Genomic DNA, 23,728 nt, shown 5'->3' with positions numbered 1-23,728 from the left:
TGCGGGCACCGGATGTTAGCGACGGTTCACCTTACCGCCCTCGGACGGTCGGGGGAGAACCGTCGAGGATCAGGGGGGAGGTACCACCCATGGCGACGCTCGCGGCCAACGGACACTTCACCGGGGTGGGGGCCCGCGACGCGGTCGCCATCGCCCGGGACGTCGCCGACTGGGGCTACGGCGCCGTATGGGGCGCCGAGGTGGCCGAGCAGGAGTGCTTCACCCTCCTCGGTGCGATCGCCAGCCACACCGACCTCGAGGTGGGACTCGCCGTCACACCGGTGCAAACGCGGTCCGCCTTCGTGCTCGCACGCGCCGCGCTGACGGTCCAGGAGCTGGCCGCTGGCGGGTTCCGACTGGGGATCGGGGCGTCGTCCGAGGTGCTGGTGTCGCGCTTCGCGGGCGAGCCGTACGTCAAGCCGTTGACCTACGTGCGCGAGACGGTCGAGGCGATCAGGCCGATCCTGCAGGGCGAGCGGAGCACCTTCCATGGCGAGTTCATCGACATCGGCGGGTACAAGTACCCCCTGCCGGTCGAGCCGGTCCCCATCTACCTCGGGTCGCTCAACCCCGCGTCCCTGCGGCTGTGCGGCGAGGTCGGCGACGGGCTGTGCATCAACCAGTTCGCGCCCAGTCACGTCCCCACGATGCTGGCGGAGGTGCGCGCGGGCGCGGAGGCTGCGGGGCGCGAGCTCCCCGACGACTTCCCCGTGGTGGCGCGGCTGTTCTGCGCGATCACCGACGACGTGGCGGGTGTCAAGGGCCTGCTGCGCCAGGTGTTCGCGCCGTACGCCGCGACGAGCGGCTACAACCGCTTCTTCCGCTGGCTCGGCTACGTCGAGGAGGCTGACGCGATCGCCGCCGCAGCCGAGGCCGACGACAAGGAGGCGATGGTGGCGGCCTACAGCGACCGGATGCTCGACGAGCTGTTCGTCGTGGGGGACGCTGACGCGGTCACCGATCGGGTCCACGAGTACGTGGACGCGGGCGTTACCGTGCCGGTCATCGCGCCGCTGGCCCCGGGTACCGAACCCGCCCGGCAGACCCTGCAGAACATCGGCCGGCGTTTCGGCCGCTGACCCCCGAGCCAGGAGTACCACCGTGAGCCTCGAAGTCGTCCCCCTCGACGAGCTGAAGTCACGGATCGGCGCGGAGATCGGCACCAGCGACTGGGTGCAGATCGACCAGGACCGGATCGACGCCTTCGCCGACGTGACCAACGACCACCAGTTCATCCACGTCGATCCCGAAGCGGCCAAGCAGACCCCGTTCGGCGGCACGATCGCGCACGGCTACCTCACGCTGTCGCTGCTCCCCCACTTCATGAGCCAGGCCACCTTGCTGCCCGAGGGCCTGGTCATGGCGATGAACTACGGCTCCGACAAGGTCCGCTTCCTCGCCCCGGTCAAGGTCGGCAGCCGTGTCCGCGGTCGCGTCACGCTGCTGGACGTCAAGGAGAAGGCGAGCGGTCAGATGCTGATCAAGAACGAGGTCACGGTCGAGATCGAGGGCGAGGACAAGCCCGCCCTCATCGCCGAGGTCCTCTCCCTCTTCTTTCTCGGGTGACGGCACATCCGCGCCGTCAATAGACGTGTCCCCGCGCGCCCGCGGCCGAGAGCGCGGTCTCGGCCGCTCGGTAGGTGGGGGGACCCGGACCCGCTCTCCTGGGTGACGGCGCCTCCGCGCCGTCGATCGTCGTCAGCGGGTCGCGTCGGCGAGGAGCGAGAGGAACGAGGCGTACAGCGAGTGGTGATCGCCGCTGGGATCGGCGAGCTCGAGGTGGGCGATGCCGATCGTGGCCGCCGTGACCAGCGCCGCCACCTCGCGAGGCGTCCGGGGCAGCCGCACCTCGCCCTCTGCGAGCAGGCCCTCGATGAACCCCTCGATACGGTCGAGCTGCTCCCGGCGGAACTCGGCGAGCCGCTGGCGTGCGCCCGGATGGCGCTGCGCGTAGAGCAGGACCTCGACCTCGAGGAGCACCCAGTCGGGGTCGGCGTAGACCGTGCTGAGCGAATCGATCGCGGCCGGCAGCAGGTCGACCGCGATCGCATCCTCGCCGACGTTGGCCGAGAAGCCCTCGAGGACATCCGCGAGCCGCGCATCGACGACCTCGAAGAACAGCTCCTCCTTGCTGTCGAAGTTGGAGTAGACCGCGCCCTTCGTGAACCCCGCGGCCTCCGCGATCGCATCCACCGACGCCCCGTCGAACCCCGACCGGGCGAAGACCTGAGCGGCGGCCTCGATCAGGGCGCGTCGCGTCTTCTCACGGCGACGATCCCTCGTCTGCTCCGGCTGCTCCTCCATGCGGTGACGCCCATGTCCGCACCTGTACCTGTTCGGATACCGATTAGTATCCGAGTACTGCTCGGTACCGTTACCCTCCTCGGAGGACCTGTGACCGGTTCGAACGGTAGGCGACTACCCCGCCGGATGCGGCTGGTCCGCCGACCCGGCGACCGCTCGATCGCGGTCTCGGCCGACGATGCGCTCGCGCTGTCCCGCGCAGCGACGGACGGGACCCACCAGTTCCCCGGCCGCGGACCCGTGGCCCCCCCGTCCACGACCGCGGCCGGGGAACATCGAGCCACCGCCGTCACGGCCCCTCACGCGCGCGCTTGACCACCGCGCTGGTCCGGCACCGACGCGTTAGAGCGCGAACTCGCCGGCACCGAGGACGTTGCCCTCGCTGTCCTTGAACCAAACGCCCTTCTCGCCGGTTGGCATCGTGGCGACCACACCGTCCCACTCCAGACCGGGCGCCTCGAAGGTCTCGAACTCGACCCCGCGCTCGCTGAGCTCACGTACCAGCGCCGCGACGTCGTCGACGATCCAGCTCATCACCGTGTTCTGCGCGGTCCCCGCCGCGGGGGTGGGGAAGAGGAAGAAGCGGCTGCCGCCGACCTCGTACATCGCCCCGCCCATCGTCTCGACGGACGGGTGCAGATCGAGCTTCTGGGAGTACCAGGCCTTGGCGCGCTCGAGGTCTTCGGCGGCGATCGTGGCGTACACCGGTGCATCGTTAACGATCACGTCGTTCCTCCTGTCCTCACCCACCCTACGCTGCGGGGTCCGCGTGGTGAAGGGGAGCGGGTGGATCGAAGCGAAGCTCCGTGGCGGCCCCGCCGTCCCGGTCCGGACGACGAGCTGGCGCTGGACCGCAGCGACCTCGCCCCGGACCCCCTCGAGATGTACCGGCGGTGGCTGGATGATGCCGACGCTGCCGAGGAACCCCAGCCCGAGGCTGCCGTGCTCGCCACCACGACGCTCGACGGACTGCCCTCGGCCCGAACGATCCTCGTCAAGCGCGTGGACGAGCGGGGCGCCGTGTTCTTCACCAACTACTCCAGCCGCAAGGGCCGCGAGCTGGCGTCCAACCCCGTGGCTGCTCTGTGCGCGGTGTGGCACGGTCTGCACCGGCAGGTGCGTCTGACCGGTCACGTGAGCCACATCTCCGCCGCCGAGTCGGACGCCTACTGGACGACACGACCGCCGTCCTCGCGGCTGGCTGCGGCGGCGTCACCGCAGAGCGAGCCGATCCCGGACCGCGATGCGGTCGAGCAGGCGATGCGTGGGCTCGCGACGATCTACCCCACCGGAGACGTCCCACGCCCCGACCACTGGGGCGGATACTTGCTCGAACCCATCGAGGCCGAGTTCTGGCAGGGACGGCGCGACCGACTCCACGACCGTTTCCGCTACCACCCCTCGGGGGACGGGTGGTCCATCGAACGCCTCGCCCCGTAGGGTGCCGCTAGCCGACAGGCTCGGACGACCGGAGGGCCCCCGTGAACCGTGCATTGCGCCGGCTCGTTCAGCGACTCGGCCACAAGCGCTGGTTCGCGGCCGTCGGCAAGCGCGTCGCCCCGCATCTCGACCGTTTCGTCCACCGGGTGAGCCGCGGGAAGGTCCAGCTCAGCGACGCGTTCCTGCCGACGCTGATCCTCATCCACACCGGGCGCAAGAGCGGACGCGACTACCAGACCCCGCTGGCGTACCTGCCGCACGACGAGGGGTACGTGATCGTCGGGTCGAACTGGGGCCAGCAGCACCATCCCGCCTGGACCCACAACCTGCTCGCTAACCCCCAGGTCGCGATCGAGATGAAGGGCCGACACGTGCCCGTGACGGCTCGACCCGTGACCGATCCGGACGAGCGCGCTGAGCTGTGGGAACGCCTCACGTCGGTGTGGCCGGCCTACGACACCTACGTCGAGCGTGCCGGCGACCGTCAGATCCGACTGTTCGTGCTCACACCGGACCAGCCGATCGAAGTCGCCGACTGAAGGCCTCGCGGAACGACGGGATCGCGCACGGACGCGGAGCCGAGCACAGCTCCGTCAGCCGGCGGCGGCGAGATCGGGTCCGGCGATCAGCGTCACGCGCGCGACCTCGGCGTCCTCGACGAGCTGGGGTGTGACGGGGATCCGGTCGGCGAGCAGCTCCGCGGCCTCGCGCTGGCCCGGGGGGTAGCGAACGGTCGTGACGGTCACCGGTTCGGGCGCGTCGGCGATGTCGGTCACGACGAACCCCAGCCCGGTGAGCAGATCGCGCGTGGCCGCAGCGAGCCCGGGTGTGCCAGCGCCGTTCTGCACCGACACCTCCACCTCGTTGGGCTGCAAGCCGGCTACGGCGTCGTCCAGGATGGATCCGTTGCGGAAGCGCTGGAACAACGCCTCGGCCTCAGCCTCGACCGGGACGAGGACCGCTGCCCCGCCCCGGTTCGCACCGGTCACCGGCACCGTGTGCGTCACCGCTGCCCCGCCAGCGAGACCGCGCAAACCAAGCCCCAGACGCAGCAGGTCGATCGGGCCCATGCCCTCGTCAGCGGTGAGAGCGGCACCGACCGCCCGGGTCAGGGGGACGAGTTCGAACGGGTTCAGCACCCGCCCGGGTGACGCCAGCTTGGAGGCCAGCGCGCGCAGGAACTCCTGTTGACGCTTGATCCGTTCGAGGTCGTTGTCGATCTTGCGCGTGCGCACGAACCCGAGGGCCTGGCGTCCGTCGAGCAACTGGCACCCCGCGGGGAGGTCGACGCCCGCGAACGGATCCTGCATGGCCCGCTCGAGGCACAGCTCCACACCCCCGACCGCGTCGACGATCCTGCGGAAGCCGCCGAAGTTGACCTCGAGGTAGTGCTGGATCGGCAGCCCGGAGACCTGAGACACGGTCTGGACCAGGCAGTCAGGACCACCGATACCGAAGGCGGCGTTGATGCGACCCGCCGTGCCGTCACAGCGCGTCACCCACAGATCCCGTGGGAACGCGAGGAGGGCGACGCGACCGCCCTGGATCGACATGACGAAGATCGTGTCGGTGCGTTCGCCCTCGACGAACCCGGTCGTGAGCTCGACCTGCTCCTCGGCGGTCAGTCCCTCGCGGCTGTCGGAACCGACGACGAGCACGTGGGTGGGTCCCTCTGCCGCCTGAAGGCCAGCGACGGCGATCCGCTCGATCTGGCCGTTGGCCCACACCACCAGTCCGGCGGTGCCGACGAGCAGGAGCGCGAGCACGACCACGGTCGTTATGGCGATACGCCGCCACATGACCCTGCGGCGGCGGCCGCCGCGTGCCACGCGGCCCCAACCGTCTCCGGCCGGGGCGGGTGCGGGGGCGGGACGGTGATCGATGCTCACGTGTTGCTCGCTGGGGTCGGGCACATCGCGTGGGACGCAGGGGAACGCGGAAGTGTTGCACGTCGGCCCCGTGGCATCCTGCTGCCATGTCGCTCGCCCCGCGCCCCGTCCGCCACAGCCAGGTGACGCTCGTGCGGGTCATGAGCATGCTCGATGCCAACTCGCTGGGGAACGTGCACGGTGGTGTGATCATGCGCGAGGTGGACAACGCCGCAGGAACCGCGGCGACCCGCCACGCGGGTCGTCCGTGCGTCACCGCCGCCATCGACGAGTTGAGCTTCCTCGAGCCGGTCCACGTCGGTGACCTGCTCTACGTGACGGCACAGGTGAACGCGGTGGGCAGCACGTCGCTCGAGATCGGGGTGCGGGTCGAGGCCGAGCCCTCCGGCGGCGGGACGCGACGCCACACCACGAGCGCCTACCTCGTGTTCGTGGCGTTGGCCGAGGACGGACGCCCCGCACCCGTTCCCCCACTCATCTGCGAGACGGAGGAGGAGCGCCACCGTCACGCACAGGCACTCATCCGACGGCAGGTACGCAAGGAACGGATCGAGCGCCTCGGGGCGTGGATGCCGGACCAGCAGCCCGCCGGCTGAGCGCCCACGCTCAGGCGTCGGCTTCGAGCAGTTCCTTCATCCGCGCCACCTCGTGACGGGTGTCCTCGGCGAGCCAGTCCCGCAAGCGCGGCTCGACCAGCCACCGCAGAGGAGGTCGGAAGTCGAACTCCTCCCGGTGGGTGACGCGGGTGCGGCCGTCGCCGAGATCCTCGAAGGTGAACCAACCGTGGAAGCGGCACGCGGCGTGCTGCGGGGTGCCTGGCTTCGAACGGACGTCGATGCGCCGGTGAGGTTCGACGTCGATGACCTGCACCGTCGTGGCGGCAGGCAGGCCACGGAGCTTGCCGGCGTAGCGGATCTCGGCTCGGTCGCCGTCCCACCGGATCCAGTCGACGCGCGCGATCTTGGTATCGGCCTGCATGTAGCGCTCGAAATCGAGCACGAACGCCCAGCACTCCTCGACCGGCCGGTCGATGATCTCGGTGCCCTCTCCGGCGATCACGCCGCCTCCTCTCCGTCGATCGACAGCGGGTCGGTGTTGGCCCCGCACACCAGCACGCCGACGCGCTCGTCGCCCTGCGGACGGTAGTGACCACCCAGCAGCGCGGCCATCGCCGTGGCGCCTCCTGGCTCCGTGATCAGCCGGACCTCGCGCAGCAGCGCCCTCTGCGCGGCGCGGACGTCCTCGTCCGCGACCACCACGGAGCCCGCGATCCAAGGCCGCGCCGCCCACGCGTGGTCCCCCAGTCGGCGCGCCCCGAGCGAATCGGCGGTCAGGCCTCCGACCTCGATGTCGACCGGTCCGCCAGCCTCGAGCGCCGCCGCGTAGGTAGCGGTCCCGTGCGCCTCGACGGCGACGACCCGCACGCTTCCGCCGTACCACCCCGCCACCCCCGCGATGAGCCCGCCGCCGCCCACGGCGACCAGCAGCGTGTCGAGGTCGGGGCGCTGCTGCTGCAGCTCCAGCGCGACGGTCCCCTGCCCCGCGACGATCTCGGGCTGGTCGTACGCGTGGGCGACGAGCGCCCCGGAACCCTCGGCGAAGCTCGCGCTGGCCTCGAGCGCCTCGGCGTAGTGGTCCCCGACCAGACGCACGACGGCCCCGAGCGCGCGCAACCGCGACACCTTGACCTCGGGCGTCGTCGTCGGCACGAAGATGGTCGCGGCCAGGCCGAGAGTGCGTGCGGCGTGAGCGACGCCGAGGCCGTGGTTGCCTCCGCTCGCTGCGACGACGCCGGCTCCGGACGCGGGATGACTCAGCAGCCGGTTGAACGCGCCCCGCGGTTTGAACGAGCCGGTGTGCTGGAGCAGTTCGAGCTTCAGGGCCACCGGCCCCGGCGTGCCGAACGCCGCCGGCTCGACGTCGAGGACGGGGGTGCGTCGAACGTGCGGGGCGATACGCGCGTGGGCGGCGTTGATGGCGTCAGCGGTGATGGGCTCCACGGGCGCGACCGTAACGGCACGACCCGTCAGTCGTCCTTGCCCTTCCCGTTCCCCTTCCCCTTCCCCTTGTCGTTCCCCTCACCCTTCCCATCGTCACCCTCCCCGTCGTCGTCCTCGTCCTCCCCTCCGTCGTCGGTCGGCTGCGCCGGCGGTTCGTCGGGGGCGTCCTCGTCCAGGATCTCCTCGATCTCGACGGGCCGGAGCGCGCGCATCTGCTCCTCGAGTTCGGCGAGCGGTTCGAGCAGGTCGAGCGCCTGCTGACCGGAGATGACCTCCTCTCTGCTGAGGGCCTCGATGCCGGCGCGCAGCTCACCCAGGTAGCCCATGGCGGCGGCGGTGTCGCCCGCGACGAAGGTCTCCACGGCTCGGTTCGTGCCACGGTGGAACGCGGACGCCGAGTCGTCGGGCAGCCATCCGTCGGCCACGGCGGCATCGAGCGCGGCCTTCATCGCATCGCCTGCGGCGACGACCGGCGCCAGCGCGTCCGCCTCGGAGGGGTTCGAACCGGTTGCAGATGACGGAGCGTCGTCGCCGGTCAGGAGACCCACGAGCGCGAACGCCGCGACGAGGACACCGACGAGGACCGCGACGGCACCGAACACGGACGAGCGGTCGCCGCGGTCCCGGCGAGACGAGGGGTGCTCGGCGGGGCCACTCGTCATCTCTCCGGTGTGGGGCCGCGGCGGGGTCGACGCGGGGGACGACGGAGGCGCCGCCACGGCGGATGGCGGGTCGTCGAACGCGGCGCGATCGAACGATGCCGTATCGCGGCCCAGTCCGGTGCCAGCGATCGCGACGGTCTCGTCCGCGGCACCGGAGCCGACGAGGGCGAGGGTCTCGGTGCGTGCCGCCTCGGGAAGGGCGCCCTCGAGGCGAACCCACAGTTCGCGTGCGGTGGGGGGGCGGTCGTCGGGATCCTTGGCGAGCGCTTCGAGGACGACCGCAGAGAGCCGGGACGGGAGGTCGTCGCGGATCGCGAGGGGTGGCGTCGGCTGGGTGCGTAGATGGTGGGTGGCGATGGTGATGGGCGATCCGCCGTGGAAGGGCGGCTTGCCGGTCAGCATCTCGTAGACGACACACCCCAGCGCGTAGATGTCGGCGCGGGTATCGATCGGCTTGCCGGCAGCCTGTTCCGGCGACAGGTACGCGGCGGAGCCCAGCAGCGTGCCGGTGCGGGTGATGGTGACGTCGGTGAGGGCGCGGGCGATGCCGAAATCGGCGACCTTCGCGCGTCCGTGCTCGTCGAACATGATGTTCGCGGGCTTGACGTCGCGGTGGATGATCCCAATGTCGTGAGCCGCCCCGAGTCCCTCGCAGACCTGCGCCATGATCTGGACGACCCGGGCGGGATCGAGCGGTGCCTCGTCCTCGATGAGATCGGCGAGGGTCCCGCCTCCGACGTGCTCCATGACGATGTAGTGCGTGCCCTCGTGGCTGCCGTGGTCGAACACCGATACGACGTGGGGGTGGGTGAGTCCAGCGGCCTGACGCGCCTCTCGGCGGAACCGTGAGACGGCGTCCTCGTCGGTGGCCAACGCGGGATCGAGCGCCTTCACCGCGACGCGGCGGTCGAGCGCGTGGTCACGGGCCTCGTAGACCTGCGCCATACCGCCCCGGGCGATGAGCTGTACGAGCTCGTAGCGCCCGGACAGCGTTCGTCCCTGCCCCAAGGCGGAACCTCCGCGCGTGGCTGTGGTGTGCCGCCACGTTACCCAGCGTGAACTCCACATCCGGGGGGGACCCCGGCCGCGTGGACGGTGGTTGGTCTCACTCCTGCAGCTCGGCGGGACGCGCCGGGATGGAGGTCAGCTGACCGCTGCGGATGATGCGGAGCTCGACCTCCCGATCGACCGCAGCGTCGGTCAGGTGGGCCTGCAGCGCCCCGACCGTCTCGATCGCCACTCCGTCGACCGAGACGATGATGTCCTCGGGGCGCAGGCCGGCGAGGGCCGCGGGACCGTCGTCCTCCACGGTCGTGATCTCCACGCCGCGCGACCGTCCCAGTGATGCGGCGGCGCGGGGAGGCAGCGGCCGGACACCGCCGCCGATCCCGAGGTAGGCGCGACGGACGCGTCCGTCGCGCAGCAACGCTCCGACGATCGTCCGCGTGCCGGCGTCGATGGGGATGGCCATGCCAAGCCCCTGACCGAGCCCGGGCCCCACGAGTGCGGTGTTGATGCCGACCACCCGTCCGGCGCTGTCGGCCAACGCCCCGCCGGAGTTGCCGGGATGCAGCGCCGCGTCGGTCTGGATGACGTTCTCGATCAGACGAGCGGTGCGGGGGGTCGCCGCGGTCAGCGAGCGGCCCACGGCACTGACGACGCCGGCGCTGACCGAGCCGGCGTAGCCCAGCGGGTTGCCGATGGCCACGACCAGCTGGCCGACGCGGAGCTGCGCCGCATCGCCCAGGGTCACGGCCGGTAGGTCGGTTGCGGCCACGCGCACGACCGCGAGGTCCGAGAGCCGGTCGGTGCCGACGACCTCGAGGTCCGCGCGGGTCCCGTCGGCGAACTCGGCCACGCCGCCCGTGGCGCCATCGACCACGTGCGCGGACGTGACGAGGAACCCGTCCGGGGTGAGCACGACCGCCGAGCCGGCACCGGCACGCTGCCAGCGCCCACGGATGCGGCGCCGTACCTCGAGGCTGGCCACCGACGGCAGGAGTCGTTCCGCGACACCGGCGACGGTGCGCGAGTAGACGTCGAGGACGTCGCCGTCGTCGGCGACGGCGGGATCGAGCGGGGGCACGGCGGTCGGGGCGGTCACGGCGTCCCTCCGAGGGTCACGGTCAGCTCCACCTCTTCGTCGCCGCGCACGAGCGTCAGGGACAGTTCGCGGGGCGCGTCGTCGAGCAGGGCGAACAGATCGTCGCTGGATCCCACGTCGCGTCCGCCCGCGCCCACGATCAGGTCGCCACGCCGCACGCCCGCGGCAGCTGCCGCCCCCGCCTCGTCGACATCGCGCACGAGGAGCCCGTCGCGCTCGGTCAGACCGACCGCTGAGCGCAACCGGTGCGCGACGTGCGGGGGGGCGACCGCGATCCCGAGGCGCACCGGCGGCTCGGCATCGCCGCGGCCGAGCCGCTCGAGCGCGCTGCGCAGGTCCGCGCTCGCGGGAAGGGCGAGGTAGAAGCCGCCGCCCCGACGGTGGGTGTTGATCCCGAGCAGGCGACCATCGGCATCGACGATCGGGCCACCCGAGGACCCACGCACGAGCGGAGCGGTGTGCTCGATGGCCTCCGAGATGCGTCGGCCACGCGGCCCGCGGAACGACTGGCTGACCGACGACACGAACCCGACCGTGATGCGGTTGGGCGCGAGCGCGAAGACCACCGTTCCCGGTGCGGGCGAGGCATCGGCGAACGCGATCGGCGGGGCGGCACCGGTGTCGACGGTCACGACGGCAAGGTCGGCATCGACGTCGAAGCCCGCCACCTGGCCGGTCACCACGCGGCCATCCGCGAAGCGCACCTCGACGGTCTCGCCGCGGATGTTGTGCGCGTTGGTGGCCACGCGGCCCTCGGCGACGACGACTCCGCTACCTCGCCCGCCTCCGCGCAGCGCGACGACGCTGGCCCCGATCCGATCCGCGATGGCCGAGACCGTCGCGGTCACCTCCTGCAGAACCGTCACGTCCGTCCTCCTCGCTGTGGTCTCCCCGGTCACTAGTGACTTGCAACATGATAGTTACTAGAGACCAGGGCGCAAGGGGTAGGGTGGGCTCCGTGGCGAACCCCGCTGAACCCCCGCAGGAGCTTTCCGAGCCGGTCCTGGACCCTACGGCCGCGCTGGCGCACGCGGTCGAGCGCGTCGGCGATCGCTGGACCCTGCTGCTGGTCCACGCGCTGCTCGACGCCCCGCAGCGCTTCGGCGACCTCGAGCGCACCGTGCCCGGGATCTCCCCCAACGTGCTCAGCCAGCGGTTGAAGCAGCTCGAGGTCGAGGGGTTGGTGGTGGCCACGCCCTACAGCGAGCGCCCTCCGCGGTTCACCTACGAGCTGTCGGCGACGGGGCGGGGCCTCGCCGGTGCGCTGCGGCTGCTCGCGCAGTGGGGCGCGGAGCACGCCGGCCGTCACGGCCTGCGCCACGCCGCGTGCGGGACCCCCGTGGAGGCCCGCTGGTGGTGCCCGACCTGCGAGGCGGCCGTCGACGAGGACTCGGTCAGCGACCTCGATCACCTCTGATCCGATCCCCCACGAACTTGAATACTTGGGAGCACTCAGATGTACCCAGGTATTCAGGTTCGGAGGTATCCAAGTTCGGAGGATGCGGGCACCGCTGGGACCGCTGTGCCAGGATGCGACCGCTCGGAGGTGGCCGGTGGACCCCGATGGGATCAGGCAGTTGCGTGCGGAGCGCGGGGCGCAGCACGTGACCTTCTCCGAGATCGCCGACCACCTCTTCGACTTCGCCGACCGCCACCCCGAGGAGACCGCCACCGTGGAAGCCATCGCCCGGTTCCTGGTCGAGGTCGAGGGCATCGAGCACGATCACGACCTCCACCCCGACCGTGGCCTCCCCGCCCCGTGACCAGAAGGTTGAACCGCTGAACCGGGCTGACGGGTTCCGATCTTCCAGTACGAACGCGGCTCCAGCCCAGGCAGGAACGGCGCGCGCGCACGGCGAAGAACCGCGGTACGTCCGCTGAGGGGGTGGCGCGTGGGATGGCGTTCCGGACGCTCGTTGGCGTGGCTGTGGCTGGCGGTGCTCACCGCCGGGGTGGTGGCGATGGCACCGGCGAGCACGGGGTCCGACGGGTCCCGCCCGTACCAGCGCATCCACCTGCACGCGGACACGGGCGAGTACCTGTGGTGGAGCTTCGCGCCCCACGAGGAGAGCGCCGACCGCCAGCTCGTGACCCGTACGTGTCCCAGCCAGGGAGGCGTCCCGGACGGTGCGCCTTGCCTAGCGGGGCGGTCGGGCACCGACCGGTCGTTCACGTTGTGGTTCCACCCCCGCAGCCGCGTCGCGGAGCCGGTCGCCTGGAACGCCGAGGCACCGCTGCGCTTCCGCCTCGCCCTCGACGTGGACACGCCCGTGCCGGATTTCGACGTCCACCTGGTGCACTCACCTCGGGCGGGCGGGGTGAACTCGTCGGCACCGGCCACTGAGGTGGAGCCGGGCGTGTGGGAGGGTGAGCTCGACATCCCCGGTGCGCTGTCCGAGCAGGGTTACGAGCTGTTCGGAGTCCAGCTGCGGTTCGCTGGTGAGGGCCACGCCACGGTGCGCTTAGGCGTGGACGGGACGTCCTGGATCGAGCTGCCACAGCCGGTCGCCGGCTGGTCGACCACCGACCTGTGGCGCCAGAGCCCCCTCTCCGAGGCGCCACGGACGTTCTCGACGCCGGTGCGCTCGCTGTGGTTCTCCGACGACGACTGGGAGGTCGTCACGATGGAGGGCACGCTCGCCGAGGCCGCCACGCTGACCCACACCACCGACCGTCCAGCCGCCGCCGTGATCGGCTGGGTCGAGGCCTTCGGCCAACCCGTCGTCTACACGGCGGCCCGGGACGGCGAGCTACACGCCGAGCGGATCACGGAGGCCCCACACCTGCGCCTGCTGCACGGCGGGGCCGAGGTCGACAGCGGCACCAACCCCGGGAGCATCGCCGGTGGTCGCGGCACCGACGTGGTCGCGGCCACGGACCTGCCGGCTGGCGAGCTGGGGCTCGAGGTGGCACCCACCGAGGCGGGACAGACCTCGAGCTACACCGCGTACCTGCTGGTCGTCTACGGGCAGCGCACGCTGGAGCGGATCCAGGTCGCGTTCACACCCGGCCACTCCGTGCGTCAACCAGCCATGCGTGCCGTCGTGGTGGCCAACTGCCCGGCCGTCTCCGAGCTCATCCCCCTGACCTCGGCAGCGACCGCCGTGCGGGCGCGCCTCGACTGGGACTCGCCCAACCCCACCACCGACTGGGTGCCCCGCTTCACGCTGGAGAACGCCGACTACCCCTGCAGCGAGGCGGGTACCGGCCCGGAGACCACCCTGGCGCTACCGGTCCCCCAGGTCTTCGCGTTGGGTGCGACGCCGGCGTACGACGCCACGTTCGTGTCGTACCGCGACACGATCATCCTCGCCGACATCCGCATCCTCTACGTCCCCGAGGGGTGAGGACGAGGCGGAGGTCGTGCTGCCCGAAATCGTGACGGCAACACGCATCCACGCGCGTTTCCGTCACCGGCAGCGCGGCCTGGGCATGTCGGCCGGACGCGAACACGCATCCACGCGCGTTTCCGTCATCGGCAGCGCGGCCTGGGCACGTCGGCCGGACGGGAACACGCATCCACGCGCGTTTCCGACGACAACCGCCGCGTCCTTGCCGTCCTGGCCTACCTCGGCTGACCCCAACACCTACTCACTGCGAGGACGGGGCGGTCAGCCCCAGGGTGCGGAGGCGGTTGAGAGCCGCGGCGATGTCGAGCGCCCGTACCTCGGCGAGGCGACCCCGACGATGCTCATCGAGCGCATCGAGCCCGTCGGACGACACCTCCGCGAAGAGCTCACCGACGGCATCGACCACCGTCGTGCTCCCGTCCAACGCGTCCGCGAGCCGCTCGATCGCTGCCGCGACCGTGGCGGTCTGGGCCGGCTCGGTGAGCTGATCCGCGACGTCGCGAAGATCGAGCTCGCCGCTCCCGATCACGATCCGGTCGCGAGCGACGGGGCGGACCCGGCGCTTGCCGTGCTCGTTGTGCGTCTCGATGGTGCCCGGGGCGGGGATGCGGGAACGCGGGGGACGTAGAGACGTCGCGGCCTCGGCCCGTCGCCGGGATGGGAGCGCCGCGGCGACCTCGCGCGCCCGTTGCGTGACCTCGCGGGGCGCGAACCCGACCATCTGGATGACGTGGTCGGCGACGTCGAGGTAGTCGCCCGCCCCGCCGAGCACCAGGACGGTCGAGACGCCGAGCTGGTCGTGCAGGTCGCGGACGCGATCGAGGAGCACGGTGATGGGCTCGTCCTCGCGCGCCACCAACGCCTGCATGCGGGCGTCGCGCACGAGCAGGTTCGTCGCGGAGCTGTCCTCGTCGACCAGCAGCACCTGCGCCCCTGCCTCGATCGCCTCGCTGATGGCGGCGGCCTGCGAGGTCGAGCCGCTGGCGTTCGGGGTGGTGAACCGGGTCGTGTCACGACCGTCCGGCAGCCCTTGGATGAACGCCGAGATGTCGACGCCGGCGACCGACCGCCCCGGCGCGGCACGGGCGGGGAACGTCTCGGGCAGGCTCACGCAGCGCTCGCGCCCGTCCCCCGCGATGTGGTCGTACACCCCGGCGCCGAGCGCAGCCAGGAGCGTGGACTTGCCGTGGTACCCGCCACCGACGATCACGGTGACGCCCCGCCGGATCCCGATGCCGGTCACGGCGCCCGCGTGGGGAGCCTCCAGGGTCATGCGGAGCGCGTCCGGGGAGGCCAACGGGATCGCGCCGTCCCCGAGCGGCCGATCGTCCACCCCGCTCGCCCGGGGCAGCACGGCCTCGTCGGCGAGGAACGCCACGAGCCCAGCGTCCGTGAGCTGCGCCCGCAGCGACCGGGCATCCTCGACGGTCCGCACGTGCCGCTCGAGCTGGCCGCGGTCGAGCGTGTCGGCGGACAGGCTGGCCGCGACGATGGTAGGCAGCTCCTCGAGCAGCACCGTCGCGGCGAGGTCCGCGTCGATCCGGCGACCGCGGGCAGGCAGCCCGACGAACGCGCGCAGCTCGACGACACCGTGCGCGATCAGGACCGCGTTGCGGTCGAGCACGGCCTGTCCCGGTCTGGCGACGGTGATGACCCCGGACCAGCCGGTCCCGCGTCGGCCGCCGCTCAGACGCTCGGCGGCGGCGTGGAAGCGGCGGCACAGGTGGTCACGGACCGCCACGTCCCGCGCCGGGGTGGCGAGGTCGTCCTCGGTGAGGCCGACCCCGGCGTTGGGGACCCGCACGCGGAACACCCCGGTGCCGGGCGGGGCGTAGGGATCGCTGGGTACGCGATCGATATCGAGGTCGAAGCGCTCGAAGCGGTGCACGCCCCGTAGCGACCGGTACGCGCCGTAGTCACGCCCATCGATGGACTCCAGGCGCTCGCGCAACGGGTGGTCGTTCACCATCGTCCCCGGGATCGGGTGCCTCGGAGCATCGCACCCCATACGGGTCGGGGCGGAAGGCGGGGCGCGTTCGTCCCGCGTCGCTCCCTGCCGGTGTATCGAACACGGTCAGTCCGTGTGGAGGACGGCGGTGACCCGCACGATCGGTAGCAGCTCGGCGCCGAAGGCGTTCTCGAGCGCGGGTCCGTTGTTGTAGATCGCGAGGTGGTACGTCCCGGGCTCGACCTCCGGGAACACGATCCCGTGGCGCCACAGATCGCTGCCGTTGTCGAAGCCGACCGTGGCGCCGGTGTCGTCGCGCAGACCGAGGTACATGCCTGTGAGACGGTCGGGATCCACGTGGACGGTCAGGTCACGCGTTCCCGCGGCCTCCGGCACCTCGATCGGCACCGTGATCACCGGGTACATCTGGATCAGGCCGAGCGTGCGTCCCGGTCCCAGTTGGACCTCGGTGTCGACGAGCCGGACGACCTCACCCTCGGCTGGAGGCGCGCCCCGCAGCCACGGCGGGCACGCCGCGGGGGTCGGGGCTGCCGTGCACGGGTGCGTCGTCGTGCCGGGCAGGTCGATCGGCAGCGTGCGGGTGACCACCAGACCGCCGGGCACGGTCGCGGGGCGGGCTGTGATCGTGCCGTGCGGGACGCCGTCGTCGATGAACCGGTTCCGGCTCCAGGTCAGCAGCGGCAGCGTGACCTCGGCGTGCCGCACGATCACCGGGGCGACGGAGACGCCCCGCTCGTACCACGCCTCGTCCGAACCGGTGACGGCGACGCCGAGGCGGTGGCCGGCGCGAACGATCCAGTCCTGGGGGTACAGGTCGATCGCGGCGACCCCGTCACCGCGGAGCAGTTTGGCTCCGCGGGTGATGAGGGTGGCGGTGTCGTCGGGGGCGACGTCGTAGACGCTGACGACCATGCGCGGCTCGTCGATGCGCTGGTCGATGTCGACGTCGACCGTCACGTTGCCGGCTCCGGCGATGTGGCTGTCGGAGGAAAGTGGGGCGGTGAAGGTCCACAGCGCGGCGGCGTGGTCGACGTCGGCGTAGCTGCTGCCGGGGCGGTCGAGGTAACTACCCGATCGCAGCGCGAACGTGTACGGCTCGGCATCCGCAGGGGGCCACGCCTCCTCGCCTCGCCAACGACCGTCGTTGTCCTGCACCTTCACGACCGGCTCATCGCGTGCCGGCACGTCCTCGAGGTGGTGGGCCAGGAACGCCACGGTCTGGGTGATGCGGTCGGCGCGGGTGCCGAAGTTGTGCCCGGCCTGGCCGAACACGCCGTGGGAGTCGCCGGTCAGCGTGGACCACACCGGCAGGAACTGATCGGGCTTGACCTGGGTGTCGGCGAAGCCCTGGCTCCACAGGATCGGCACGTCGGTGCCGGCGACGCGGGCCCCGTACTCGCGCTCGGCCCAGAACCGCGCGTCGCGGTCGTCTTCGAGCAGGTCCGCGGCCTGCGCGTTGAGGTAGCAGTGGGGCACCGTGTCGAGGGGGTCCTCAGCGAGCCACGGCGTGGGGAAGTTGCCGACACCAGGCACCGGGGTGATCGCGAAGAGCTGCAGGAACGCGTAGAAGAAGGCCAGGCCACGCCAGTCCGCCCCGTAGTGGACGCCGTTGTCGTAGAGGGCGCTGTACACGCTGGTCGGGCCGGCGATGATCACGGCGGCGTCGAGCGGCGCCCCGCCCGCGATCGCCATCAGTGGCGTAGCCCCGTCGTAGCTCAGCCCGTAGGCGCCGACCCGCCCGTTGGACCAAGGAGCGGAGTCGGCCCACTCGATGATCGCGACGGCGTCCATCTGCTCGCCGGGACCCCGCAACTCCGAGCAACCTCCCGACTGGCCGAACCCGCGCAGCGACACGACGGCGAGCGTCCAGCCCTGTGCCAGGAACGCCTCGGCTGCCCCAGGTTCCACGTTGCCGGTGATCACACCCGACGCCGCCGCGTACGGCGTCATCACGACGACGACGGGCGTGCGCTCGTCGCGCTCGACCCCGGCGGGGCGCCACACCTGGGCCCACAGCGACGTGCCGTCCAGCGAGGTGACGTACTCCTCGAAGTACTCGCCGAAGACGTCCCCGTCGGCGCTCGCCGCAGCTGTGGTCACCGCGGAGCCGGTGACGAGCAGCAGCAGGACGGTCAGGAACCGGATCGTTCGCACGGTCATCCCCTTGGATGTTCGACCACGGGGTCGTTCCATCGGGAGGAACGGGACGACGACGGTCGGCACGAAAGGGTCCGCGGCGAGGAACGACCCCGGCGTCCTGCGACGGTCCCGCGATCACCCGGCCCACCGGGTGGTTGTCCCGCGGAGGTAGCTTGGTGTCGTGCGCGTGAAGCTGCGGTCCACCGGTGGGCGACCACGTGCGGGAGCGAGCCTGGCCGCTGCAGATCCGGCGGCCGAGTCGGACACCGCAACGCTATCGCGCGAGGTCGCTCGTCTTCGACGCGCTCAGTTGGCGGTCGTCGTGCTCGCCACGCTCGCCACGATCGGGCTGGTCCTCCCCGGTGCGAGCCGGTCGGTCGTCGCACCGGATGCCCGGCTCGCGCTCGAGGTGCTGGGACTGTGCGCCGCCCTGTTCGCCGCGGTCATCCTGGCGTTGCCCGGCGAGGCCGACGTCCGCCCCGCACGGAACGCCCTCGTGTGCGGCCTGGCGGTCCTGGCCATCTCGAACGCGGTCTTCACCGTGTGGCCCGCCATCCGCGACACGCGGTTGCCGCTCGACCAGGGCCTCGGCTACTACCCCTGGTTGGCTGCGAGGTACGTGGCCGGTGTGCTGTTCATCGCGGCTGGCACCGAGTGGCCCCGCCTGCGGTTGGCCACCTACCTCGCGGCTGCACTGGCGCTGCTCGCCACCGTCGACCTGTTCCTCGTCGCTCTGCCGGGAGATCTACCGGTGCCGGTCGAGGTCGTGGGCGTGGGTGATGACAGGCACGTCCGCATCGTCTCCGTACCGACCCACGTGGCGCTCCAGGCCATCCCCGCCGGGCAGTTCGCGCTCGGGGCGTGGCTGGCGGGGCGTCTGCACGTGCGCAGCACGGCCCCCGCGTACCTGTGGCTTTCGGTGGCGCTGCTCGTGCAGGTGTTCGCACAGCTCCACGAGACCTTCGCACCGGCGTTCCTCGGGCCCGTGGTCACGAGCGCGGACGCGTTCCGCCTGGTCGCCTTCCTGCTGCTGCTCCTCGGTGCGGTCCACCAGCTGGCCTACCTGTACCGCAACCGCAGCCTCGCGGTCCGCACCCAGCAGCGTGACCTGCGTGCACGCGAGGAGCTGGTCGACGAGCTCCGAGACTTCGCCGAGAGGGAGCACGACTTCCGCACGCTGGTGTCGCACGAACTGGCCACCCCCGTCGCCACGATCCGGGCCTTCGCGCACGTGCTGGGGTCACGGCTCGACGCATCCTCGCCTCCGGATCTGCGGCGAGCCGTGGCGGGTATCGACAGCGAATCCCGCCGGCTCCTGGAGTTGGTGGACCGGATGGACGAGCTCCGCGACCTCGAGCTGTCCGCGTTCCACTGCGATCTGCGTCCGGTGATGCTGCGCCCCGTCCTCGAGGACGCGGCCGCGTTCGTGCGCGGCCTGCCCGGCACGCACCCGGTGATGCTGCGCACGACCGACGCACGTGTCGCTGCCGATCCCCTTCGGCTCGGGCAGGCGCTGCGCAACGTCCTGGTGAACGCGGTCCGCTACTCCCCCGACGGCACGTCGATCTCCATCGCGGCGATCCACCGCGGGGAGCGGGTCGGGATCGCCATCACCGACCGGGGTCCGGGTATCCCGCCCGCCGAGCGACGGCGGGTGCGACGTCGTTACGCTCGCGGGAGCACCGCGCGAGGGACGGAGGGCAGGGGCCTGGGCCTCTACCTCGCCACCCGTATCGCCGAGACGCACGGGAGCACGCTGGTCATCGAGGACGGTCCAGACGGCGGCACCCGCGTCACCTTCGAGCTCGAGGTGCTGCGGTGACACCCACCCGGCACGGCGGCGACGGGATCGTTCGCCTCCTGCTCGTGGAGGACCGCGCGAGCTTCCGGCAGGCACTCGAAGCGGTCGTCGCCCTCGAGGCCGACCTCGAGATCGTGGCGCAGACCGACCGCGGCGAGACCGCAGCCGATCTCGCCAGGCGATCGGAGCCGGATGTCGCCGTGGTGGATCTCGACCTGCCCGGCGGCACCGGCGTGGACGCGATCCGCCTCATCCGCGAGGCGAGTCCGACGACGACCTGCATGGTGCTCACCGCGCTGCGCGACGAGGTCGAGCTGGGCCGCGCCATCGAGGCCGGGGCAGCGGCTCTCGTCCACAAGTCGGTCGACATCGGGGTGTTGCTCGACGCCATCCGCGACGTCGCCCGAGGAGCGACGCTGCTGCCTCCGGAGTCGACGGCACGTTTCCTCACGGCGCTGTCGTCGTCGCGCGCCGACGCGTGGCACGGCGAGCTGCTGGGCAACAGCCTCTCGCCCCGTGAGCGGGAGGTGCTCCAGCTCCTCGCCGACGGGCACACGAACCAGGCGATGGCTACGGAGCTGGGGATCAGTCCCGAGACGGTCCAGACGCACGTGCGCAACCTGATGGGCAAGCTCGACGTGCGGACCCGGCTCGAAGCGGTCGCGCTCGCGCTGCGTCTCGGCCTGGTCGAAGGACCACGGCGCCGCCTACCTGGATCCGGGTAGGCGAGGCTACGGGCGCGCGGGTACCGCCTCGATCGTCGGGCGAGCGACGATGATCGCATGCGTTCCCGTGTCGCTCCGAGGGTCGTCTGCGCCCACCCGCTGACGATCGTGCCGCCGATGGTGACCGCGGTGGGGGTGGGGCTGACTGCGGACGCGGTCGCGGCCAAGTGGGCGTTCATCATCGCCGCGGGATCGCTCCTGTGTGTGGAGGGCACCGCACGGCTCCTCGTCGTGCGTGCGTGGCACAGACGGGTCTGGCCGCCGACGGATGGTGAGCCGGCCGCGCTGCTGCTGGTCCTGGCGGCCCCCACATGGACCGCGGCGTGGTGGTCAGCTCTCGGTCCGCTGTCCCTCGCCTCGCCTGGCGCCGGCGCCGGCGTGAAGGCGGCGGCGATCATCGCGCTCATCCAGTTCGCCTCGTGGGTCGTCGCGAGCCGACCGCGCCCCACCGAGCCGCAGGTGCGAACCGCGTCCGATCGCCGTCGCGTGGTCGAGCGCACGTGACAGCGATCCAGCCCCTCGGCGAGCACGAGATCGTCGTCCTGCTGCTCCAGCTGGCGATGCTGCTGCTCGTCGCGCGCTTCCTCGGCGAGGTCGCCGTGCGCTTCGACCTCCCCTCGGTCGTCGGCGAGCTGCTGGCCGGGATCGTGCTCGGACCGTCCATCCTCGGGACCATCGCCCCGGGGGTCTTCGAGTTCCTGGTCCCTGCCGATCCGGCGCAGTTCCACCTGCTGGAGGTCGTGTCGTTCCTCGGCGTGCTGATGCTCCTGGTCGTCACCGGCCTCGAGACCGATGTCGGGCTGATCCTGCGTAAGGGCCGGTCGGCAGCAGCCATCTCGCTCGGCGGCATCGTCGTCCCGTTCGTGACCGGGTTCGCGCTGGGCCAGCTGCTGCCCGAGTCCTTCCTCGTCGACGCCGAGAAACGGCTCGTCTTCAGCCTCTTCATCGCCACGGCGATGAGCATCTCGGCCATCCCGGTCATCGCCAAGGTGCTGATCGAGATGAACGTCGTACGGCGCGACATCGGTCAGATCACGCTGGCCGCGGGGATGATCGACGACACCATCGGCTGGATCCTGCTGTCGGTGGTCGCGGGCCTGGCTCGCAGTGGAGCGGTCGATCTGCCCGCCGTGATGCAGTCGGTCCTGTCCGTGGTCGTGGTCGTGGGCCTGGCCTTCACCGCCGGACGCAAGCTAGTTCCGATGCTGTTCCGCGCGGTCGACAACCGCATCCCGGGAGACAAGGGTCGGATCAGCCTGCTCATGATCCTCGCCCTCGGGTTCGGCTCGGTCACGCACGCGCTGGGCATCGAAGCCGTCCTGGGTGCCTTCCTCGCCGGCATCCTCGTGGGACAGGTCAAGCGCGTCGACCACAAGACCCGACACGTGTTCGAGACCGTGGCGCTCGGCGTCTTCGCCCCGATCTTCTTCGCGGCATCCGGCCTGCGGGTCGACCTCGAGCTGCTGTTGAAGCCGACGAACCTCGCCATCGGGCTCATCGTGCTCGCGGTGGCCATCTTCGGGAAGTTCGTGGGCGCAGCGCTCGGCGCGAAGGCGTCGGGCCTGCGCCGGTGGGAGGCGCTGTCGCTCGGGGCGGGGATGAACGCGCGGGGCGCGCTGGAGATAATCGTCGCGACCGTGGGGCTCAGCCTGGGAGTGCTCACGCCCGAGATGTACTCCATCATCCTGATGGTGGCGATCGTCACCTCCCTCATGGCCCCTCCGATCCTGAGGTGGACGCTCCGACACATCCCGATGAGCGACGAGGAGCGCGCCCGGCTCGAGGCCGAGGAGCGGCAGCGCGTCAGCTTCGTGGAGAACCTCCACCGGGTCCTGCTCCCGAGTCGGGGCGGGGAGAACTCGCAGCTCGCGGCGCAGCTCGTCGCCCGTCTGTTCGAGGGTCAGTCCGACGTCGAAGTCACGACCATGTTCGTGGCGACGGCGTCTCCGGAAAGCACTGTGCGACGCGCCGCGGCCGACCCGGTGTCCGGCGGGGTCGCGGTGGCGGCCAACCCGACCGTTCACCTCGAGCGTCTGGAGCGTCAGCTGGCCTCGGTACCCAGCGGTGACCGGCGCCGCATCGTCGACGAGCAGAGTCCCGACATCATCGCGGCGGTGGTCACCGAGCTCGGGCGTGGCTACGACCTCCTCGTGCTGGGAGCGAGCGAACCGCAGCGTCCTTCCGGCAACGGTGGACCGATGTTCAGCAGCGTCGTCGACCGCCTCATCCAGGAGGCGCCGTGCCCGACCGTCATCGTCAGCAACACCCCTTCCGGTGACCGACCGGAGCAGCTCCCACCGCTGAACCTGCGTCGGATCCTGCTCCCGACGACCGGGACGGAGACGACTCGCCACGCGGCGGAGATAGCGTTCCGGATCGGGCGGAGCTCGGATGCGGTGGTCGAGATCGTCCACGTGGTCGACGACCGACAGGATCGCGATCACCACAACCCGGCTGCGTACGGCACCGGCCGGCAGTCGGTCGCCCTCGGCGAGGAGCTGCTCGCCGCGACCGCGACGCTGGGGCATCAGATGGGAACGGCGGTCCGGACCCGGCTCGTGGTCGGCGATCTACCGGAACGATCGGTCATCGCGCTCTGCGAGTCCCTCGCGATCGACCTCGTGGTGATGAGTGGCGGCGTGCGCCCCGTCAGCCAGCGGGCCTTCCTCGGCCACCGCGTCGACCACGTCCTGCGCTACGCCCCCTGCCCCGTCCTAGTCGCGACCTGATAAGGATCCGACCGCGGGGCGCCCTTCTCAGGCGTCGGGATCGATCCCCGCCAACTCGTCGACAGCGGTCGACTCGTCCAGCTCGGTGCCAGCACGGTAGGCCGCGCGCCCCACGAGGTGGCTCCCCACCGGGGCGGTCACGAACTGCAGGGCCACGACCAGTAGCAGCTTCACCACGCTCCCCGCGTCGTCCATGACCAGCGCCGCCCCGCCCAGCACGAGCGCGAGGCCGAGGGTGGCGGGCTTGGTGGCGGCGTGCATCCGCGCGAACACGTCGGGGAAACGCTGGAGGCCGATGCTCGCGACGACCGCGAGGAGCACGCCGACGGTCATCGCGGTACCTGCGACGATGGTGGTCACCGCGCCCCCCTCCGCTCGATGAACCGCGCCACAAGGGCGGTCCCGGTGAAGCCCAGCAGTGCGACGACGACGAGGACGTCGAGGAAGAGGCCGCTGCCGGTCCGTGCAGCGAGGACGGCGATGCCGCACACCACCGTGACCAGAAGCGTCTCGAGCGCGACCACGCGATCGGGGAGCGAGCCGCCTCGCAGCATCCGGAGGAGGCACAACCCCGCGGCGGCGGCGAGCAACCCGAGCAGCACGTTGGTCAGCATCG

24 protein-coding genes are annotated in these 23,728 nt (G+C 71.4%); 12 read left to right on the top strand and 12 right to left on the bottom strand.

Features of this window, described 5'->3' with window-relative positions; translation table 11 throughout:
• The first annotated feature begins 89 nt into the window (after positions 1 to 89).
• Positions 90 to 1,079 (top strand): LLM class flavin-dependent oxidoreductase, encoded by a 990-nt coding sequence (locus KY469_14915; GenBank protein ID MBW3664389.1) that lies wholly within the window; start codon positions 90 to 92, stop codon positions 1,077 to 1,079.
• A gap of 22 nt (positions 1,080 to 1,101) precedes the next feature.
• Positions 1,102 to 1,566 carry a MaoC family dehydratase gene (locus tag KY469_14910; GenBank protein MBW3664388.1) on the top strand — a complete coding sequence of 155 codons (465 nt, stop codon included), beginning with the start codon at positions 1,102 to 1,104 and terminating at the stop codon, positions 1,564 to 1,566.
• A 132-nt stretch (positions 1,567 to 1,698) separates the two neighbouring features.
• Here KY469_14910 and KY469_14905 read toward each other — a convergent pair whose 3' ends face one another.
• Together KY469_14905 and KY469_14900 are read right to left on the bottom strand one after the other, a co-directional pair.
• On the bottom strand, positions 1,699 to 2,304 hold the full coding sequence (locus KY469_14905) for a TetR/AcrR family transcriptional regulator (GenBank protein ID MBW3664387.1): 606 nt from the start codon (positions 2,302 to 2,304) through the stop codon (positions 1,699 to 1,701).
• Positions 2,305 to 2,646: 342 nt separating this feature from the next.
• Positions 2,647 to 3,030 (bottom strand): VOC family protein, encoded by a 384-nt coding sequence (locus KY469_14900; GenBank protein MBW3664386.1) that lies wholly within the window; start codon positions 3,028 to 3,030, stop codon positions 2,647 to 2,649.
• Between the two features lie 156 nt (positions 3,031 to 3,186).
• On the opposite strand from KY469_14900, the gene pdxH reads away from it, so the two are divergent.
• Positions 3,187 to 3,744: a pyridoxamine 5'-phosphate oxidase gene (pdxH, locus tag KY469_14895; GenBank protein ID MBW3664385.1), complete on the top strand. Its 558-nt coding sequence runs from the start codon at positions 3,187 to 3,189 to the stop codon at positions 3,742 to 3,744.
• 41 nt (positions 3,745 to 3,785) lie between these two features.
• The gene (locus KY469_14890) at positions 3,786 to 4,283 is read left to right on the top strand and encodes a nitroreductase family deazaflavin-dependent oxidoreductase (protein MBW3664384.1); all 498 of its coding nucleotides are present in this window, start codon (positions 3,786 to 3,788) and stop codon (positions 4,281 to 4,283) included.
• A gap of 54 nt (positions 4,284 to 4,337) precedes the next feature.
• Here the strand turns inward: KY469_14890 and KY469_14885 are convergent, their stop codons facing one another.
• On the bottom strand, positions 4,338 to 5,633 hold the full coding sequence (locus KY469_14885) for an LCP family protein (GenBank protein ID MBW3664383.1): 1,296 nt from the start codon (positions 5,631 to 5,633) through the stop codon (positions 4,338 to 4,340).
• Positions 5,634 to 5,719: 86 nt separating this feature from the next.
• Here KY469_14885 and KY469_14880 point away from each other — a divergent pair, with 86 nt between their 5' ends.
• Entirely contained in the window at positions 5,720 to 6,229 is a 510-nt protein-coding gene (locus KY469_14880; protein ID MBW3664382.1) for an acyl-CoA thioesterase, read from the top strand.
• Positions 6,230 to 6,239: 10 nt separating this feature from the next.
• Here the strand turns inward: KY469_14880 and KY469_14875 are convergent, their stop codons facing one another.
• From KY469_14875 to KY469_14855, 5 genes are all read right to left on the bottom strand, one after another.
• Positions 6,240 to 6,692, bottom strand: coding sequence for an SRPBCC family protein (locus KY469_14875; GenBank protein MBW3664381.1), 453 nt, complete (start codon positions 6,690 to 6,692; stop codon positions 6,240 to 6,242).
• Complete coding sequence (locus tag KY469_14870) at positions 6,689 to 7,633, bottom strand: threonine/serine dehydratase (protein MBW3664380.1); 945 nt, start codon at positions 7,631 to 7,633, stop codon at positions 6,689 to 6,691. Before KY469_14870 ends, KY469_14875 begins: the two co-directional genes overlap by 4 nt.
• 26 nt (positions 7,634 to 7,659) lie before the next feature.
• Positions 7,660 to 9,303 (bottom strand): protein kinase, encoded by a 1,644-nt coding sequence (locus KY469_14865; protein ID MBW3664379.1) that lies wholly within the window; start codon positions 9,301 to 9,303, stop codon positions 7,660 to 7,662.
• Positions 9,304 to 9,400: 97 nt separating this feature from the next.
• Positions 9,401 to 10,381 carry a trypsin-like peptidase domain-containing protein gene (locus tag KY469_14860; protein ID MBW3664378.1) on the bottom strand — a complete coding sequence of 327 codons (981 nt, stop codon included), beginning with the start codon at positions 10,379 to 10,381 and terminating at the stop codon, positions 9,401 to 9,403.
• A gap of 14 nt (positions 10,382 to 10,395) precedes the next feature.
• Positions 10,396 to 11,265: a S1C family serine protease gene (locus KY469_14855; GenBank protein MBW3664377.1), complete on the bottom strand. Its 870-nt coding sequence runs from the start codon at positions 11,263 to 11,265 to the stop codon at positions 10,396 to 10,398.
• Positions 11,266 to 11,357: 92 nt separating this feature from the next.
• Here KY469_14855 and KY469_14850 point away from each other — a divergent pair, with 92 nt between their 5' ends.
• The 3 genes from KY469_14850 to KY469_14840 all read left to right on the top strand — a co-directional run bounded on the left by KY469_14850 (position 11,358) and on the right by KY469_14840 (position 13,746).
• Positions 11,358 to 11,816: a helix-turn-helix transcriptional regulator gene (locus tag KY469_14850; GenBank protein MBW3664376.1), complete on the top strand. Its 459-nt coding sequence runs from the start codon at positions 11,358 to 11,360 to the stop codon at positions 11,814 to 11,816.
• 136 nt (positions 11,817 to 11,952) lie between these two features.
• Positions 11,953 to 12,162, top strand: a complete 210-nt coding sequence (locus KY469_14845; protein ID MBW3664375.1) for a hypothetical protein — start codon at positions 11,953 to 11,955, stop codon at positions 12,160 to 12,162.
• Positions 12,163 to 12,291: 129 nt separating this feature from the next.
• Positions 12,292 to 13,746, top strand: a complete 1,455-nt coding sequence (locus KY469_14840; protein ID MBW3664374.1) for a hypothetical protein — start codon at positions 12,292 to 12,294, stop codon at positions 13,744 to 13,746.
• A 244-nt stretch (positions 13,747 to 13,990) separates the two neighbouring features.
• Here the strand turns inward: KY469_14840 and KY469_14835 are convergent, their stop codons facing one another.
• Positions 13,991 to 15,718, bottom strand: a complete 1,728-nt coding sequence (locus tag KY469_14835) for an ABC-ATPase domain-containing protein (GenBank protein MBW3664373.1) — start codon at positions 15,716 to 15,718, stop codon at positions 13,991 to 13,993.
• Positions 15,719 to 15,823: 105 nt separating this feature from the next.
• A complete protein-coding gene (locus KY469_14830) occupies positions 15,824 to 17,872 on the bottom strand; it encodes a CocE/NonD family hydrolase (protein MBW3664372.1) in 2,049 nt (682 codons plus the stop codon).
• Between the two features lie 172 nt (positions 17,873 to 18,044).
• Here KY469_14830 and KY469_14825 point away from each other — a divergent pair, with 172 nt between their 5' ends.
• From KY469_14825 to KY469_14810, 4 genes are read left to right on the top strand one after another with little or no spacing between them, the layout of a single operon-like run.
• Complete coding sequence (locus KY469_14825) at positions 18,045 to 19,679, top strand: HAMP domain-containing histidine kinase (protein ID MBW3664371.1); 1,635 nt, start codon at positions 18,045 to 18,047, stop codon at positions 19,677 to 19,679.
• The gene (locus KY469_14820; GenBank protein ID MBW3664370.1) at positions 19,676 to 20,383 is read left to right on the top strand and encodes a response regulator transcription factor; all 708 of its coding nucleotides are present in this window, start codon (positions 19,676 to 19,678) and stop codon (positions 20,381 to 20,383) included. The genes KY469_14825 and KY469_14820 overlap by 4 nt, the downstream gene beginning before the upstream one ends.
• 57 nt (positions 20,384 to 20,440) lie before the next feature.
• Positions 20,441 to 20,887, top strand: coding sequence for a hypothetical protein (locus tag KY469_14815; protein MBW3664369.1), 447 nt, complete (start codon positions 20,441 to 20,443; stop codon positions 20,885 to 20,887).
• Positions 20,884 to 23,112 (top strand): cation:proton antiporter, encoded by a 2,229-nt coding sequence (locus tag KY469_14810; GenBank protein MBW3664368.1) that lies wholly within the window; start codon positions 20,884 to 20,886, stop codon positions 23,110 to 23,112. The genes KY469_14815 and KY469_14810 overlap by 4 nt, the downstream gene beginning before the upstream one ends.
• 27 nt (positions 23,113 to 23,139) lie before the next feature.
• Here the strand turns inward: KY469_14810 and mnhG are convergent, their stop codons facing one another.
• Both mnhG and KY469_14800 read right to left on the bottom strand, forming a co-directional pair.
• On the bottom strand, positions 23,140 to 23,445 hold the full coding sequence (mnhG, locus tag KY469_14805; protein ID MBW3664367.1) for a monovalent cation/H(+) antiporter subunit G: 306 nt from the start codon (positions 23,443 to 23,445) through the stop codon (positions 23,140 to 23,142).
• A gap of 23 nt (positions 23,446 to 23,468) precedes the next feature.
• The gene (locus KY469_14800) at positions 23,469 to 23,726 is read right to left on the bottom strand and encodes a hypothetical protein (GenBank protein ID MBW3664366.1); all 258 of its coding nucleotides are present in this window, start codon (positions 23,724 to 23,726) and stop codon (positions 23,469 to 23,471) included.
• Positions 23,727 to 23,728: the final 2 nt, after the last annotated feature.

The sequence above is a fragment of the Actinomycetota bacterium genome (assembly GCA_019347575.1).
Classification (GTDB): Bacteria; Actinomycetota; Nitriliruptoria; order Nitriliruptorales; family Nitriliruptoraceae; genus JAHWKY01.
Note: the sequence above shows the minus strand (reverse complement) of the source record. Positions and strands in the feature narration are given on the sequence as shown.